Consider the following 18042-nt stretch of genomic DNA (forward strand, 5'->3'; position numbering starts at 1 on the left):
TTTTATGGAAAATCTTGGAGGTGAGAGATTGAAAAGATGGGAAAAAATGAGGGCTCAAATTAAGCCTGAATTTAAAGCCGAGGTGTCTGAAGACAAAACAGTATTGTATTTGTCGGGGGATGTCGTAAGTAACGAATACGGTTGGTATGAAACTGATATCACACCTAAGAAAGTTAACAAAGCCTTGAATGAGTCCAAAGGCGAAGTTTTAATCAAGTTAAATTCTGGAGGTGGAGACTGTTTCGCAGGTGTAGAAATTTATAACTTATTAAAAGACTATCCTGGAAAGGTTACTGTTGAAATTACAGGGTTGTCAGCAAGTGCTGCTTCGATACTTTCGATGGGTGCCGATGAGATTATTATGTGCACAGGTTCAATGATGATGGTTCATCGCGCTTCAACCATCGTCTGGGGAAATAAGAACGCTTTATTAAAAGCGGCAGATATGATGGATAAAGTAGATTCTAGCATCGTGGATATTTACGGAGAAAGAATTGGTCTTGAAAAACAATTTATAACAGATTTATTGGATGAAGAAACTTGGATGACAGCAGAAGAAGCCGTTAAAGATGGATTCGCTGACAGAACAAAAGAAATCGTTAATGAAGATGAAATTGATATAGCTGCTAAGATTAATAATTCTGTTTGGAACCAAGAATTGATGGATGCTATGAATGATTTAGAAATCAGGTTAGCAAACAAGGTGACCGAAGTAATTGAAAATAAAATATTTAGCACCGATAAGAACGCTCAAAAGAATGAGGGTTCTATTTCTGTACCTAAAAACAAATTAAAGTTTATGAAAGAGGGAAAATAATGAATAAATTTTTTAATAAAGAAGAAGTAAAAAACGAATTCAAGGACATTATGAATGCAGAAGACACAACCGCAGATCAACAAGTCGAAGCCATTATGAATTATGCTGATACGATTACTGAAGCAGCGACTAAACAAGTGAAAGAAGAATACGAAGAGTTACGTAATGTAACTGATAACAATATTTTAATGGCGCGTGGCATTCATATGCTAACGGGTGAAGAAACTAAATTCTATAACGAGGTTAAAAAATCTGGTGGAGATTTTAATGAACAAATCCTACCTGAGACCGTTATTGAACGTGTATTTGACGACTTGGAAGTAGATCGTCCATTATTAAAACTGATTAAATTCAAACCAGGTATTGGACGAACAAAAATCATTACTGCTAAGCGTACTGGCTTTGCAGTATGGGGTAAATTGCATAAAGACTTAGAAGGTCAATTAGATGCTATCTTTGGAGTGTCTGACCGTTCTCTTAATGCCTTAACTGCATACTTCATCATTTCTAATGATATTTTAGATATGGGACCACGTTGGATGGACCGTTTCTTACGTATCTGCTTGAAAGAAGCTGTAGCAGAGCAATGGGAAGCTAAGATTATTTCTGGTACAGGTGTAGGTCAACCAGTTGGACTAATGAAAGATTTAGGAGCAGCTCGTGTTGATGGTAGTCCTTACGAAGACAAGAAATCGGCTGGCACATTAACCTTTAAAGATGCTCAAACTATGGTAACTGAGTTTACTGGTGTAATTAAAGCGTTATCTAAGTACGAATTAAAGGTTGGAGAGGAAACAGAAACTCGTTACAGAAATATCAATGGCAAAGTTAAACTGATTGTTAACCCAGAAAACTATGCAGATATTGTTGGGCGAGTTACTACTCAAAATGCAAATGGAGTATTCGTTTCTAACTTACCATTTATTTCTCAAGATTCAATTATTGTTTCAACTGAAATGCCAGTTAATAAATTAATTGCTTATGTGGATGGGCAATATGAAGCTTCAGCATCATTTAATAATCGGATTTACGTGTATGATGAAACATTCGCTATGAGACGTGCAAGATTATATGCCATTGACTTGTTAGGTGATGGACAACCTGTTGATAATTATGCAGCTCAAGTTTATGATCTTGCCATTGACGGTGGAACAACAGTAGTTCCTGGAGAATAGGAGGAGAATTATGAAAGCATTAATTACAACTAAAAAGTTTTTAGACACTGAAAAGGGACCTGAATATTCAGAAGGAGAGTTTTGGATAGGAGAAGATGCCCGGGCTGATAAAATTTTAAGTTATGAAGTTGCTAAAGAAGCAACTGTTACTGAAATTAAGCAAGAGTTAACTAAGCGAGAAATTGAGTTCGATGATAAAGCTAAAAAAGCTGAATTAATTGAACTATTGAAAGGAGAATAACATGGAATTCGTTGATGAGGTTATGACGTACTTACATGCAGACGAAGCAGACAAAGAGAACATTATTAATCTCATCGCGGATGGACATAATGTTCTTCAATCTCATTGTGGGAAGTTCAAAATGGATGACTATCCAGAATCAAAAGCATTAATCAAAGATTATGTTCGTTTTGCTTGGAATGGTGCAAGTGAACATTTCTTTGATAGTTTCTTTGAAAAGATTAATCAATTGAGATGGTCTGTTGTAAGTATTGAACCTCCAGACGAGGTGAATCAAGATGCTTAAGAAAAAAGATATTATTCAACCTGTTTATAATGCAGGCAAGATAACTTTTTATAGTGTTTCACCTAAAAAAGATAAGTTTGGAACAATTATTCGTGGTGAATATCAGGAAGAAAAAGTATCTTCCCACTGGTTTCGTCATTTAGGAATCACTGCTTCTGATACGTATTATGCCCATGCAGATGATGTGGATATTAGTAGAAAACTTGCTGTTAGAGGAAAAACTAATATAAGTACTAAATATATAGCGAAGATAGGCGATAAAACTTATGAAGTTTATCGCTATTTTTATGCTTACAAAAATAATGAAACTGAAATTAGTTTGAAAGAGGTGGACTAATGACTACTAAAGAAAGAATCTATAATGCGCTATCTACTTTGGGATTGCCGCTTGCCTATGCTGATTCTGATTTAAGTCAACTGCCTCGATTAAACTATATTTTGACTTATAATCCGACCATCAGAAAATCGAACAAGAGACATTCTCGAAGGCCTATTTATCAAGTGGATTACTTTAGCAACCAAGCAGAAGATGTTGAATCAAGCGAAAAGCTGGATCAGATATTGAATTGTTTGGAAGAAGCGGGACTGATGGCTCAAGAGTTTAGAGAGTCCATTACTCCTGAAGAAGACGAAAATCGCACCTACTATCATTATTGGACGGTGGTGCAATAATGGCTGAAGTATTTGGGTTTGATAAAGCGGCTAAAATGTTCGATGAAATTGCAAGCAAAGCAGATGAAGGTAGAAAAACGACCGAAGAATACCAAGAAAAAATGATGAACTTAGCGAGAAGAAACTTTCAAGCTGGGCTGACTCAAAGAACTGGTAAAGGGGCTGCAGGTATTCAAAAAGAAACTAGCGGAGATCATTATGATATTGGTTGGTCAGGAAGACCAGGTATGCATGGGTATTTTCATGAATTAGGATTCCATGCTTTAGATAACCGAAGAAAAGGAATCCGTCACAAAAAACTGGGTGGAACAAACCGACATGGTGGCTATCGAGGCAGAACGGCTACATATGTACCCGCAACACCACATATGAGACCCGCTTACTATGAATTAAAAGATCAATACACTAAAGAGGCACAACGTCGGTTAGTGCCTTAATCAATAAATAAAGGAGATTATAAAGTGGCAATAGTAGAATACACAAAACGTAAATTGATGACAGGTGCAGGGGATATTTATACTCAAGAAATGACAACGGTAGATGATCCTAATACTGCACCAGTATATGGAGATGTGGTTAATCAAACACCGTCTTTAGATAAAGTAGGAATTGCCTTACAAATTGCAGAGAAGATGGTGCATCTTTCAAACAAACCGCATTCACCTATTAAAAAGTTGAAACTTGCTGAAATTAGTTTAGACGCAGGGTATTTAGCAGCAGGCTTTGAGGAGAAAATGTCTGGTTATGTTGAATTAGCAAAAGGGATTTACGCAATTGTTGAAAACATTGGAAATAATTACTTCCGTTTAGCTATTCCATTTACGAATGAAGCAGGTGAAGAAGTTATTTGGAACTTCCCTAAGTGTGAATTAAAGCCATCTGATGTTAGTGGTGAGACTGAACGCGATGACTTCCAAGAACAATTGAAATCATACATTATTAATGCTCTTCCATTAGAATATGAAACAGATTTAAAGCAAGACTCTTTGATTAATTCTAATGGGGTCGCTTTCTTCGCTGATTTATCCATTCCAGAAGTACGTGAAACCTATGATCGTAAGAAATTGTTAGAACAAGGTTTCTATGATAAAGCTTCATTAGAAAAATGTAAGTCTAGTACGGTAGTCCCAGGAGAATAGGAGGAAAATTATGAGTGTGGTCGTATCGGGATTAAAAACATTTAAAGCTAACTTATTAGGGAAAGAATATAAACTAAAAATTAACAACAAAGTTTGGGTGAATGTTCAATCCATTTATGGAATGAGTCAAAAAGATTTCCAAGAAGAAGGATATGAAAACAATATCCTTCAAAGTATTAAGTTTATCATGTGCGTCTTAGAAGCCAATGGTATTGATGAGATCACTGAAGAAATGCTTATTAACGAAGCTGATTCAGTGGACGTCGAATTGTTCATGCTTTCATACAACAAGATGGTAAACGAAAAAGCGTCTGAAGCGTTAGACCATTTTAACAAAGAAAAAGAAGAAGAGGGGAAGTAGAAGAAACCGACTGGGACAATTTATACTTCTTATGTCGGGAATTGTTCTCTATGACTCTTCAAGAGTTTCTCTATGAACACAATTTAGACATGGTTTATGATTTGATTCATAGATATGGTCAAAGGCATGGCTATTTTGAAAGTGAAGAAGGAGAAATTATAACTAAAGATGATGATATAGAAGTCGTATCAGATCCAAGAGCCTTATTAGATTTTTAATAGGGCTCTTTTTTATTATGTAGGAAAGGGGGAAAAGAATGACTTTAGTTGAAACGGGTATAAGGCTAACGATTGCGGGGGAAGCAGAATACCGCTCAGGGATAAAAAGCATCTCTAATGAAATGAAGTCTTTGCAGACGCAAAGTAAATTGGCGATGGCTCAGTTAGGAAACAATGCAAGTATCACTGACAAATATCGAACCAGTCAAAAGAATCTGAGTAAAGAACTGGAGTTAGTCAAGACTAAATCAACCTCTCTTAAAAATGAACAAGAAAAATTAAGTAAAGTCTATACTGAATTACCTAATAAATTAAAACAGACCGAAAGTGCATTTAAGAGTTCTTCGCGTGAAACTGAACGCTTGGAAAAGAACTACAAAGAGATGAAAAAGGTTCTTGGTGAAACGCATCCTGAGGTTCAAAAAGTAAAACAGGCTTGGGAAGAGTCTAAGAGTACTACTAAAAGTTTAAAAGAAGAGTACACTAACCTTTCAAGGGAAGTAAGCAAAACTGAGAAAGAACTTTCTAAACTTCCTGATCAAATAGCTAAAACGGAGTTAGCTTCACAACGATTAACTAATCAAATGCAAAAAGAGCATGAGATGTGGCGAAATCAAGGTGGACGTTTAGCAGATACTGCTCAAAAGTATCAAGAGTTTGGTACTAAAGCAATGGCGATCGGATCAACGCTATCAAGTGCTGGCGATTTCATGACTACCCGATTCACATTGCCTATCATTACAGGTTTTGGTGCAGCCATTAAAACAGGATTGACCTTTGATAAACAGATGCGACAAACTGCTGCTATAGCGGGTTTAACTGCTTCTGACTTGAAAATTGCAGGTGGTGAATACGAGCAATTAAGAAATCAGGCGATTCAACTAGGTGCTGATTCAATCTTTGGGGCAACAGAAGTAGCGAGCGCCCAAGAAATGATGGCATCGGCTGGTCTAGCTGTTAAAGATATTATCGGTTCAATGCCAGGTGTAATGGACTTAGCCGCAGTATCTGGTAAAGATATGGCTTTGGCTTCCGAGTCCGTAGCAACTGCATTAAATCAATTTAATCTTGAAGCCGATCAAGCAACACACGTAGCGGATGTTTTTGCAAGAACAGCTTCCGACACGAACGCTGAAACAACAGACTTAGCTGAAACGCTAAAATATGCAGGTCCTATTGCAGGTTCCTTAGGACTAACATTTGAAGAAGTAGCTGCCGCAGCAGGTATTATGTCTAACTCAGGTATCAAGGCCTCTCAAGCGGGTACTACGTTACGTAGAGCCTTATCAAAACTTGCAGATCCGTCTAAAGAAGCAGCGGGCTATATGGATGATTGGGGTTGGTCAGCGTTTGATGCTTCAGGAAAAATGAAGCCATTAACTCAAATTGTTAGTGAGTTGAGAGAAGAAACGGCTGATCTTACTGACAAACAGAAGCAACAAGCAATCATCGCTTTATTTGGGCAAAATGCCATGTCTGGTATGCTTGCTTTAATTAACTCTGCTCCAGGTGAATATGAAGCATTAACTGATGCTTTAATTAATTCAGACGGAGCAGCTAAAGAAATGGCTGAAACGATTAACTCAGGTTTAGGTGGATCGATTGAAGATTTAATGGGTAGTTTAGAAACCTTAGGAATCAAAATTTTTGATGCCTTTGGGGATAACATAACAGAAATTGTGGAAAACGTTACAAATGCTGTTGAAGCATTTAGTAATCTAGACGAAGCTACTCAAAGTAACATTATAAAAGGAGCTTTGTGGGTAGCAGCTGCTGGTCCTATTCTCAAGACGATAGGAGGCATCACTTCAGGAGTAGGTGGTCTTTCTAAGGGAATTGGAACCTTAATAAAAACATACGGCAAATTAACAACTCCTAAATCGCTGACTGATATGGGTAAAGCTTTAGATGATATCCCTGGAAAAGCAACGAATGCAGGAAACTCGGCTGCTAAATTTAGTGGACCTTGGTTAGCTAGTGCAGCCCCTATTATAGCTGGATTAGCTGGCATAGGAGCCGTTATTCTTACGAATGTTACTCAACCTATTCGAGATCATAAAGAGTCTGTAAAAGAAACAGAGGGCGCTTATCAAGAGTGGTTTGACTCTGTTATGGCAGGTGCTTCTCAAGCTGCAGATGCACAGAAGAAAATTCAAGACGCAACTAAACAAACAGGCGAAACCTATAAAGAAGCAGCGCAACGGATCATGAACCAAAATAGTACTATTCAGGCTAATATAGATTCTATTTTTAAAGGTGGATTTATTGATGCGGGTTGGTCGTATACGTTGAATGAGTTTAATGATGCGCTTGTTGAGTATGAAAGTTTAGCGAATAAATTATCTGACTTAATGCCAGAATCCGAGATTAAAAAGATTGAAGAAGATTTCAATTCAATGGCTGTCATGGTTGGTAATTCATTAGCTGAAATTGGCAACTCATTTATGAATCAAACACCTGTCACTTCTAAATGGGCAAAAGCACAAGTTGATGCGATTACACAAGTGGCAGAAGCAACTAAACAAAAACTATCTGAACAAAAAGAAACTCTTCTTAAAAATGCCCAAGAAGAAGCACAGTATCATAAAAATTCAGCGCAATGGTTATCTCAAGAAACAGCTAGGATCGAACAAGAATATTCGAAAAGAACTTGGGTAGTTGAGAATGCACAAAATACAATTCAAACTATATTAAAAAATGCCGCCAATAGTGAACGAGCTTTAAGAGATGAAGAAATGGCTTCAATGGTAAGATCATTCCAAGACTTATCCAAGGTATCGGGGCAATCACTAACTGAATTAGCCGAAAGTAGCGAAATGGTTGGAGAAGCAATGCGTGGATTAGCAACAGATACAGGTTTAGCCTTCATGGAAGCTGCGGGTATGATTGATTCTGAAACAGCTGAAATGATCCGTTCCATGGACAATGCAGAAGAAAGAACAAGAGCTTTAGCAAAGGCTCTAGATGAATATGATCAAATTAAACCAGACCCTAAATTAGCTGAAGTTGAAACAAGTGGAGAAGAAGAACTCCAAAGAATTGTTGAATTATTTGGGGCCGATTGGGCAAGTTTAACTGATGAAGAGAAAACAGCTCTAGTAAATGCAGAGGGCTATGATGAACTATCGGGTTTATTATACGAGTGGGGCATCTGGAAAGCTGACGGGAATATCGAAGCTAAAAAAGCAGCAGTCGAAACGGATGAAGCTTTAGCTAACTTCATTCCATTGTTTGAACAGACTGAATTATGGAACAACACACAATTCTTGTCTAAATTAGCCTACATTGACACAAACGGCCCAGAAGCAAAAGAGCAAATTTTGGCTTTAGTTTCTGAGTGGAGTGGTATTCCTTTAGAAGAAGTGAAATCTATGTTGATTGAATCTGAAACTAAAGGTGTAGAAGAATCTAAACAAAAAGTAGGAGAAGTTAAATCAGAAGTTGATAGCTTAGATGGTGCTAAAGCAAAAACAGAAGTAACTGCTGACACCAAGGGCGCTTTAGAACAGTTGCTTGAAATTATTCAAGCCCATGAGTCAATTAATGATGGTGAGGTAAAAAAACTTATTGTTCAAGCTGAAAGTGAAGAAGCACAAAATAAATTAGCTGCTGTCATTGCGAAATGGGCTGGCATTAGCGAAGCAGAAGCTAAGCAATTACTTATCGATGCCCAAACAGAACTCGCTAATCAAAAACTTTCTGAGACTGAAAACAAGAAAAATAACTTAGCCACACCAACTAATATGACAGTTACTGCCGAAACATTGATTGCTGACGGAAGTTTAACAAACACCAAGGCATTAGCTACTGAACTCGGAACTCTTAATCCTAATGTAAGTGTCAGTGCTACTGATAATGCATCCCCAATTATTGGTGATGTAGCTTTAGGAGCATCTGATTTAGAAGATGCAGATCCTAATGTGTTTATTACGGCATCTGATAATACCAATGGTGTTATTACTGCTAAGAAAGAAGAAATAGACTCCATTCCTGAAAGTAAAAGTACAAGTTTGTCTGCTAGTATAGCAGGTGCATTAGCTGGGGCAGTTGGCGCTTTATCAATGCAAGCTTACAAACAATCAATCGAAGAAATTCCGGATAATAAAACAACGACTATTTCCGTAAACGCGAATGGAATTAGTGAGACGTCAGCTAATATTAAAGATTACAACAAACATACCCAAGCTATGATTGATAAGTCGGTGACGGCAACTACAGGAGCTCCAGGCTTACCAAGTGACACAAACAAGGTAAAAGAATGGAACGAAAAAGTAAAAGCAATGCGATCTAATTCTAGCAAGGCTACAACAAGTGCTCCTGGGTTACCTAAAGACACAAACCTAGTCGATAAATGGAATAATGTAGTAGCAAACATGAAATCTAATTCGAGTACGGCCACCACTAGCGTTCCGAATATTGTTGGCAATACTAATGCAGTACGTAATTGGATAAGTGCTTTAAATTCTACTTATAGCAAGACCTCCACTTTAACGACTTATGTTGACAAGGTATATCGAACTTTTGGACGACACGCTGAGGGTGGCCACATCGGATTGCATGCTGAAGGTGGCAACATTCAATGGGGTGGTATGTTTGCTAATGGTGGCAATGTTCCTAAAGGTTATATGGGGATTGTCGGGGAAGCTGGACCCGAATTGTTTCATGTTACGAGATCAGGGGTTTCCATCACACCTTTAGCTTCTAGCGAGAAAATGCGAGGTGTGGAGGGAGCTATTGCTGAATACATGAAGAATAAGGGTGGAAACAACTCGACGAACATCAACGTTGAAGTGAATGTAAGTGATATTGTCATCCGAGATGATCGTGACATTGACCAACTCGCTAAAGTAATTGGTCAGCAATTACATCGTGAGGTTTCAATGAATGCACTATTTAGAAAGGGGAGAACAACTTGATTAAATATAATAGTTTAATACTAAATGGGGAGTCGAGTGCTGACTTCCCTTTTTATGTAGCTGTTGAAGAAGTTCCAGGATTAGTAAGAGCCAACAAAAAAGACAAGCTTTTTAAAACAGATTACGCTAACGGTGCAATAAAACAGTCTGTTGAAGCGTACGATACGATTTCTTTAAAGTTTATTTTTTATTTACATGATGTAAATAGAAATGAATTAAGGGAGTTTAAAAAATGGTTAAAAGACGAAGGTCGGTTAGTCCGATATGACGATCCTTTAATACACTACAATTATTTATCGGTCGAAATAACTTCTGAGGTTCTTGATGAGGTCAACGGCTATCAAGTAACGGCAGAATTCGAATGTGAGCCTTTTGAATATGAGGAAGAGGAAGAAATCGATATTACTAATTTGCAGTCTATAACCAATAGAACCAACGCTCCAATGTATCCAAAGCTAACGATTGTCGCTTCTTCATCATCACCTATGTACTTAAAAATAGGACTACATAAGATGAATTTTAAAAAGGGGTTAAATGGTACCTATGAGATTGAATGTAAACATAATTATCAGAACATTAAGAACATAAGAACTGGCGAACTAGAAAACGGTTTGGCTACAGGTCCATTTTTTGAAATACCTAAAGATGGTAGTTGGCCAATTGAAAAGAGCTCTGGCTTTCAAAGTATCAAAATGTTAACTAGGTGGGGGTGGAGATAATTGCAATTAATGTTGTATGACAAAAGGCAAACCGATTTTTCAATGAATGGTGATCCTATCCACCATGTTTATGATGCACATGTAATAAGAGATGAAGGTTTTTATTTAAAGTTCAAACTCTTATTAGACAAGAATAAGGACTATCAAAAAGTTAAAGAAGAAATGATTATCGGCGCTAAAACACCCGACGGAATAAATCAGTTCAGAGTGTTTGATATAACACCTAAAACAGATCATGTCGAGATAGTAGCCTTACACCTTTTTTATTTCTTGGACTTTAGAAAAATAAAATCATTTAGTTTAAATAAAGCAACTGGTAAAGAAGCTATTTTAGTTTTTAAAAATAACTTTGTATCGAATATTACTCCATATACTTTTGATTCAAGCGTTATTGAAGAACATGATTTCACAACAGATACTCAATCTACTAATGATGGTTATTACAACGCTTTAGAGATAATTAATCGAATTGCAAAGAGGTGGGATAGCGAATTCTTATTAAATGGCTTTGATGTTCGCATGATCAAGCGTTTGGGAAAGAAAACAAATGCACTTCTTTCTGAAAAGAAAAACATAAGTGAATTTGAGTCTAAAGAAACAATTAGCGGCTTAGTTACTCGTATTCATGCACACTCAACATGGACTCTTGATCGTGAAGATGAGGGATATGTGGAGGATGGTAATAATGAACGATCACTTAATGTAGTTGTGGATAGTCCATTAATTAATGAATACTCTCAAATATATGAAGAAGAATTTACTAATAATGATTTGCGAACCAAAGGGGAACTAATCAATTGGGCGAAGTTGAAGTATTCAACCGACCACATAGACAAACCCAAAAGATCTATTGAATTAAAAACAAATATTATTGACGGGACTGAAATTAATTACGGTGACGACTTAGTTCTTAAATATTTAATACACGATATTGACGAAGTTATTCGCTGTGTGGGTTATGACTATGATCCTGTTGGTGAAGAATATTATTCTGTCGAATTAGGAGATTGGAGACAGAACTTTGGATCAGCCATCAATAATAGTGTAGCTGATGTTTCTGAAAAACAGAAAAGTCAATTAGAACGTTTATCTAAAGAAGTGCAGATTGTACAAATGGCTGCTAATGGAATAAACAGAGTTGCTTCTGGACCCAATCCCGTACCTAATCCTATCACTGGAGATATTTGGCTCTACTATGAATTAGATAGACCTAGTGAAGTTGAAATGCGTATATTTAATAGCGAAAATGGATTGTGGGAAAGACAAGATATAACCAGCGAAGAAGTTGAATTAAAATTCCAACAACTCGACCAACAATCTAAAAAATTCAATGATCAATTACAAAAAGCAAAACAAGATTTGATTAATATCGAATTGACTCCGGGCGATTCAGCTTATGAAATAGCTGTCAAACATGGCTTTCAAGGAAGCGAGGAAGAATGGTTAGAATCTCTTGAAGGTCGTGATGGTGTAAAAGGACCACCTGGAAAAAATGGGCAACCAACATACACCTGGATAAAATACGCTGATACTCCGACAAGAGGAATGTCCGACTATCCTAAAGCGAGCACTCAGTATATCGGTATTGCTGAAAATAAAAACACACCCACTCAATCATCAAACTACAGTGACTATAAGTGGTCAAAGATTAAAGGTGAAGATGGCCAGAAAGGGTCTGATGGGCAAGATGGAGCGCCAGGGAAAGATGGGCTAGGAGTTACCAGAACAGACATTAAGTACACAAAGTCAACCTCTGGCACAACAAAGCCTTCATCTGGTTGGAGTACCAATATCCCAACAGTTCCTCCAGGGCAATATCTATGGACTAAAACAACCTGGACTTATACCAACAATTCTACAGAAAGTGCTTACTCTGTTTCTCGTATTGGTCAAGATGGAAATACAGGGTCAGATGGAATTCCTGGTAAAGACGGTGTGGGTGTTTCAAGTACCGTTATTGAGTATGCAACCTCAACCTCTGGCACAACAAAGCCAACAAAGGGGTATTCAAAAAACATACCGACAGCGAAGCAAGGAGATTATATATGGACTAGAACTACTTGGAATTATACAGACGGAACTGTTGAACATGGATATTCAGTGGCCAGGATCGGTACTGATGGCAGGGAAGGTGTAGACGGCCAAACGTTATACACCTGGATCAAGTATGCTGATACAGCTAGTGGTAAGGGTATGAGTGATGACCCTACTGGTAAGAAATATATTGGGTTAGCTTACAACAAAACCACTCCAACAAAATCTGGCAATCCTAGGGATTATGCTTGGTCAGCTATGTATGATTTAAAAGCTCTGGAAAACATTGAATTGAAGTTGAAAGGTTTGTCAGAGCAAGCCGAAATATTGGTTGACATTTCTGGTAATGACCAAGAGATGATTTTCTCAGACAATCGACTGGATACAGACATAAACGGTGATGACTGGGCTTTCTTACTTGAAGATAGAACAAAGGAACTAACTCACAACGGTTCTGGTTTTGATGTCACTCAAGATTATCATTTCAGAACAATTGCTAAATATGTACCAAGAGTGAGCAGTCAAGTGAGAGTAGAATTTGAGGTGATAGAATGACAATAAAACCAGTAAATTTTAGTCTGGTTCCCAAGAATGAAAGGTATCCTAGTCATATCAAAAACAATGTGACTGATGATTTTACAATTGACACCTTGTACCACGGTTTATTCCCAGAGTATGAGTTAAGCATAACTTCTGATTGGTATGAGAACGTTACTAAGAAACTAGAAGATTTTAATCTTTTAGAAGAACCAGACTTGAATATTATCAATGGAGAATACCTTATCAGAGAAGGAAGGCTGAAAGAAGATATAGTAGAAGGTGAAACATACATATCTATTGTTCAAGGTAATTTTAACAACCTCTTGGCTTTATTGATGAGATATAGCGGCAAAAGTAGATGGGTAACTTCAACCTTAGACCCTATTGGTGGTGATTTTTGGATCGGGGAGTTTAGAACCCAAAACGATTACACAATAAAAGATTATAGAGGGGTCTCAATATATCGTTTTAGAAATATTAGCAATGAAGATTGGAAAAACAATATGAAATATTGGGGAGTGTTTAAAAAAAGCGACCTTTTAAAAGTCCAACTAAGAACTAGAAAAGGGACTGTAAAAGTGAATGATGGTGAGAACATGCTATTAAACTCGTTTAGACCTACTACTAACCCGAATTATCCAACAAAACTTTTCCCAATTACAGACCCACCTAAGGCCGGAGAATTAGTTACTGTCACTTTAAAAATGAGACTTGGAGACGGTAAAACTGGGGTCTCTTTATATAATTCTGGAGGATCTGTTAGTATGGCTTTTATTAAGAAATCAGAATTTAACGAGGAAGGAATTGTAACTAAGACCTTTCCTTGGAAAGAAGAAACCAGCTACGGCGGTGTTAAATATATCGCGGATAATACTCATATTAGGGTATATCCAATTCCGAACACAGTAGTTGTAGATTCAACTTTGGAGTGGATCAAACTAGAAAGAGGAAAAGAAGCCACACCGTATTCTAAACACCCATCAGAACAAATTGTTGATGAAAGTAATAGAAATCTTCTAGATATAGTGCCAATCGAATCGATATTCAATAAAAGCGTTTCTAGTTTTGGCAAAAGTTTAGCTTATGTCGCATCTAGTGACAAGGCATATGACGGCTTAAAATTAAATTTTGAAAATATGAAAGAAAACACTAGATATTATTTAAGGTTTAATGTGCAGAAGCTTTCTGGAAATCTTAAAAATATAGGTGGACATTTAGATAAATGTTTTTCAAATAGTAAGATATATATTGATGGCCAATTAAAATCATATTCATATAGCCAACCAGGTGTTGAAGAGATACTTAATGATGGTAACAGGCACAAAGTAGATGCGTATATAACATTTGGAAATAAAGGCACTTCCAATCGGCTTTATATACAGCCAAATAGAGGTTTAACAAATGATGTAGAGGTTTTAATATCAAATATATATATATCTGACTCAACTGGGAAATGGCAACCAGTTATGGAAGATATAGAAACATTGGTTGAAAGATCAAAATCTTATGTGACCTTACCAGATGGCAAAGTTCATTATTTACCTTATGAATTTCAACAACCTTATCAAGATAATGAGATTGTGATGACAGCCAAAGGAAATAGATTGATAAATGCTTCTAAAAAATATTCATTGAACCCTAATAATCAAAGTGTAGAATTGTCAATTCCACTTAGTAGAGAAGAAACAAAATGGGTTGAAACTTCGACCATTAAATCTTTGCCTTTTGTTCGAGAAACCGTCAATGATAGAAATAAAAGAGCTAGCGAATCTTTTGTTAGGACTAATGGCGAAAAAGGAAGCAAAATCATTTATTCGATCAAAGAAGTTTATGTTAAAGATAATCGGCCAACAGGAACAATAGTTAAAGATTATGAAGTTATAACAAAACAACCAGTCAACGAAATCTATATTCAAGGTACGGCCACCGTTGAATGGAAACGCGAAGTATATAAGACTGAGCCCATTCCTTATTCAAATATTAATCGAAACACAAATACAATGTATATCGGGGAAACCAGAATTTCGCAATCAGGAATAACTGGAGTTCGCTCTTATTATCGTGAAGTTGAATATTTGAACGGCAGCAAAACAACCAACTACAGAAATGTTGACACCTCTGGGACTATCACAAAATCAAAAAGAGACCAAATAACTTTGGTTGGAACCAAACCAAGAGAAGCAACCATAACTTTCAACAACAAATTCATTTATAAAACTAAACAACACCAGTGGCAAGGGTACTCACCAATAACTATAAATGTTGAGAGTGATTTCTTAATAGGGAAAGATATAATATCTGTAAGATTTGATGGCAAAACATATATACCAAATAATGGCAAATGGATAATGCACAAAGAGATATATTCAATAAATAATCAAGACTTATTAGTCAATTATAACTCACTATCAGCAGCAAGAAATGATGGCTTGTTTAACGGAGTAGACTCCCACTTCGCAGACATTGAAGTTAAGTATAGAATTTAGGAGGTGAATTATGTTCCAAATAAAATCAAAAAATAAAGTAATCTCTCCTAAAATTAAAGATTTAGAAGATGGAAAAAAGCTATTAAGTTTTGATTTCTCCCCAACTTCAGCAGACCAGTCGATAGAACTTATACATGAAGATGTTTTAGATGGCGCTGCCTATGGTCACATAGGAGATTATTATTTAGAACAAACAATGTTATGGACTGGAGATCCTAACAAACCTTATGAAAAGAACACCTCAGAAGCTTCAAGGCTGAGAACTATTTTTGATAATTTAAATAACATATCTTTAGCTATGCAAGACCCAGCAAATGGCTATGGAAAATTTCAAATTAATGCGAATGGTATTCTAACTGAATTTCTCAATGCTGACGGTTCTTTGAAAACAAGCACCTTAACAACGGCAGGAAAAATAATTAATTTAATTCAAGGCGAAACTTCAAAAACGGTTCAGCAAATGAGTGAAGATATTTATAATGTTACGGTTAGCAAAGAAGATATTATAAATGAAATCAATGTTCAGGCAGGTTCAACTATTTTTAGTTCTAAGAACTCGTCTGGCAAGAATATTCTCCGAATCACCCCTGATACAACTTATATTCAAAATGCCACGATTAAGTCAGCTATGATTGCTGACGCGGCCATTAATACGGCTAAAATAGGCACTATAGACGCTTTAACGGCTAATATTATCAATATTAATGCTAAGAATATAACAGGCCAAGAAGCCAACCTTATACAAGCTATGTTCAATGGTAAGCATAGCATGACGAAAATTGATTCAAATGGCATGAAGGTATTAAAAACAATCGGGTCAAATGAAATTTCAACAGAATTTGTTGCCGACGGCATTCGTGTTTATGGCAATCGAAATAATGTTAATAAATGGATAGGGGCTTTGTCTTATTCAGCAGGTGGAGATTTTGCATTAGCAGGAAAAAGTGGAGCAAATCTTATTCTTGGTTATTCAACAGGTGCTGATAACAGTTATTTACAATCTTTAGCCGTTCACGGCTCTTTAGGTGATGTGAGATTGTATCGGCCTATATTGCACGGAGACAGGCCGCAAGGATTTCGTCTGGACAATTATTATAACGACACTGTTATTGAGGACGTCATGAGTGGTGGTGCTATCAGATGGAAATATAGCAATGGGTCTGATAAAGGATATTTCTATATTTATGAGCCTGCCACTAATAAATGGATTTGTATAAATACCAATCTACAAAATCTAGCGTCAAGACTGGCCAATCTTGAAAGAACTGTTAAAACATTACAAAGCTCTATAAGAAATATTGATAGTGGTGCAAATACAGGTGGAACGGTCAATCCAGGCAGCAGTGACACAGGTGGTGAAACGGGATCTGGCAGCAAAATTTATGTAGGTGCCAAGATTAAGTTAAATTCATCAACGATTTATAATCAAGACGGATATAGATTGACGGTTGATCCAGCCTATAGAAACCTCACCTACAAAGTCTTATATAAAGCTACCTGGAACACCCCAGCACCTTATAGGTGCCACAGAGTGTACAATGACGGTAGCGTAGAAACAAGTTATTCAGAGTTTTGGGTAAATGACGATATCGCTTATGTAGTAAATTAATAATATGGAAGGGATTTTAATATGAGTGAACAAACAATAACAATAAAAGATGTAGCAGTGAGCAACGTAATCGAAGATCTTACAAGGCAAATCGCTATATTAAAAGTGAATAATGAAGTCTTACGTCTTAATTTAGAAAATTATCAAAATAAAGAAGCTGAAGAGTTGAATGAAGCAGCAACAAAAAATAAAAAGGAGGTTAAGTAATGTTTGAAGTATCGGTTAAATATCCCGTTTTTAAGAGTGACAATATGCAAGAAATCGAGAAAACAATAGCGACTATTACATGTAAACATTCAAAGGGAATAGATACAATTACTAAAGAACTTGAAGGGAACTTCATGAACTCAGAAGACAATGAAGTTGTCAAACGTGTCTTAGATGTTTTCTTTGAAGAAAATTTCAAAGAAAAAAAGGCTGAAAACGATATAGAAAACTTGAACACGAAAATTAAAAATCAGACAAAAGAGATAGAAGATATTAAAACTTATTTGGATAAGGTAAAATCTGTGTCTGAGGTAATAATGAAGACAGTGGTCTTTGCAAAAGATTTAAACGAAGAACAAAAAGAGATTATTTTTAATTCTTATGATGGCTTTGAAATTGGCAAAAAGTATGATCAGGGGGATGTCTTTAAGTTTGACGGTAAATTGTATGAAGTATTGCAAAATCACATTTCCCAATCCGATTGGTTTCCAGAAGACACTCCATCACTTTACAAAGAAGTTTTGAATATAAAGGATAAAGTCCCAATCGAAGACCTTGAAAATGCTGAAACAACAGAGGAAGAAGTAGAATAGTAGATAAAATTAGTGGTTGTGATTAAGTG

The 18042-nt window shown here is 36.4% G+C and carries 17 protein-coding genes; all 17 read left to right on the top strand.

The window, feature by feature from the left end; translation table 11 throughout:
• Window positions 1–28: 28 nt before the first annotated feature.
• The 17 genes from ACQV2Q_RS04480 to ACQV2Q_RS04560 are packed head-to-tail and all read left to right on the top strand — an operon-like array spanning window position 29 to window position 18013.
• Window positions 29–817, top strand: coding sequence for a head maturation protease, ClpP-related (locus tag ACQV2Q_RS04480; RefSeq protein WP_428882044.1), 789 nt, complete (start codon window positions 29–31; stop codon window positions 815–817).
• Complete coding sequence (locus ACQV2Q_RS04485) at window positions 817–1992, top strand: phage major capsid protein (protein WP_428882045.1); 1176 nt, start codon at window positions 817–819, stop codon at window positions 1990–1992. The genes ACQV2Q_RS04480 and ACQV2Q_RS04485 overlap by 1 nt, the downstream gene beginning before the upstream one ends.
• Window positions 1993–2002: 10 nt before the next feature.
• A complete protein-coding gene (locus ACQV2Q_RS04490; protein ID WP_428882047.1) occupies window positions 2003–2233 on the top strand; it encodes a HeH/LEM domain-containing protein in 231 nt (76 codons plus the stop codon).
• Between the two features lies 1 nt (window position 2234).
• Entirely contained in the window at window positions 2235–2519 is a 285-nt protein-coding gene (locus ACQV2Q_RS04495; protein ID WP_428882048.1) for a hypothetical protein, read from the top strand.
• Window positions 2512–2856: a hypothetical protein gene (locus ACQV2Q_RS04500; RefSeq protein WP_428882050.1), complete on the top strand. Its 345-nt coding sequence runs from the start codon at window positions 2512–2514 to the stop codon at window positions 2854–2856. The genes ACQV2Q_RS04495 and ACQV2Q_RS04500 overlap by 8 nt, the downstream gene beginning before the upstream one ends.
• Entirely contained in the window at window positions 2856–3191 is a 336-nt protein-coding gene (locus tag ACQV2Q_RS04505; RefSeq protein WP_428882051.1) for a hypothetical protein, read from the top strand. The genes ACQV2Q_RS04500 and ACQV2Q_RS04505 overlap by 1 nt, the downstream gene beginning before the upstream one ends.
• On the top strand, window positions 3191–3628 hold the full coding sequence (locus tag ACQV2Q_RS04510) for a hypothetical protein (RefSeq protein WP_428882052.1): 438 nt from the start codon (window positions 3191–3193) through the stop codon (window positions 3626–3628). The genes ACQV2Q_RS04505 and ACQV2Q_RS04510 overlap by 1 nt, the downstream gene beginning before the upstream one ends.
• 24 nt (window positions 3629–3652) lie before the next feature.
• Window positions 3653–4330, top strand: coding sequence for a hypothetical protein (locus ACQV2Q_RS04515; RefSeq protein ID WP_428882053.1), 678 nt, complete (start codon window positions 3653–3655; stop codon window positions 4328–4330).
• A 10-nt stretch (window positions 4331–4340) separates the two neighbouring features.
• Window positions 4341–4691 (top strand): hypothetical protein, encoded by a 351-nt coding sequence (locus tag ACQV2Q_RS04520; RefSeq protein WP_428882055.1) that lies wholly within the window; start codon window positions 4341–4343, stop codon window positions 4689–4691.
• Between the two features lie 50 nt (window positions 4692–4741).
• Entirely contained in the window at window positions 4742–4909 is a 168-nt protein-coding gene (locus ACQV2Q_RS04525) for a hypothetical protein (protein WP_428882057.1), read from the top strand.
• 38 nt (window positions 4910–4947) lie between these two features.
• The gene (locus ACQV2Q_RS04530; protein ID WP_428882058.1) at window positions 4948–9825 is read left to right on the top strand and encodes a phage tail tape measure protein; all 4878 of its coding nucleotides are present in this window, start codon (window positions 4948–4950) and stop codon (window positions 9823–9825) included.
• Window positions 9822–10544: a hypothetical protein gene (locus ACQV2Q_RS04535; RefSeq protein ID WP_428882061.1), complete on the top strand. Its 723-nt coding sequence runs from the start codon at window positions 9822–9824 to the stop codon at window positions 10542–10544. Before ACQV2Q_RS04530 ends, ACQV2Q_RS04535 begins: the two co-directional genes overlap by 4 nt.
• Window positions 10545–10553: 9 nt before the next feature.
• A complete protein-coding gene (locus ACQV2Q_RS04540) occupies window positions 10554–13133 on the top strand; it encodes a phage tail spike protein (protein ID WP_428882137.1) in 2580 nt (859 codons plus the stop codon).
• Complete coding sequence (locus ACQV2Q_RS04545; protein ID WP_428875960.1) at window positions 13130–15604, top strand: G5 domain-containing protein; 2475 nt, start codon at window positions 13130–13132, stop codon at window positions 15602–15604. Before ACQV2Q_RS04540 ends, ACQV2Q_RS04545 begins: the two co-directional genes overlap by 4 nt.
• Before the next feature lie 10 nt (window positions 15605–15614).
• Window positions 15615–17213, top strand: coding sequence for a hypothetical protein (locus ACQV2Q_RS04550; protein WP_428875961.1), 1599 nt, complete (start codon window positions 15615–15617; stop codon window positions 17211–17213).
• Between the two features lie 21 nt (window positions 17214–17234).
• Window positions 17235–17420: a hypothetical protein gene (locus ACQV2Q_RS04555; RefSeq protein WP_428875962.1), complete on the top strand. Its 186-nt coding sequence runs from the start codon at window positions 17235–17237 to the stop codon at window positions 17418–17420.
• Window positions 17420–18013: a carbohydrate-binding protein gene (locus tag ACQV2Q_RS04560; RefSeq protein WP_428875963.1), complete on the top strand. Its 594-nt coding sequence runs from the start codon at window positions 17420–17422 to the stop codon at window positions 18011–18013. Before ACQV2Q_RS04555 ends, ACQV2Q_RS04560 begins: the two co-directional genes overlap by 1 nt.
• The last annotated feature ends 29 nt before the right edge of the window (window positions 18014–18042 follow it).

This window comes from Facklamia sp. P12950 (assembly GCF_050409465.1).
Taxonomy (GTDB): Bacteria; Bacillota; Bacilli; order Lactobacillales; family Aerococcaceae; genus Facklamia.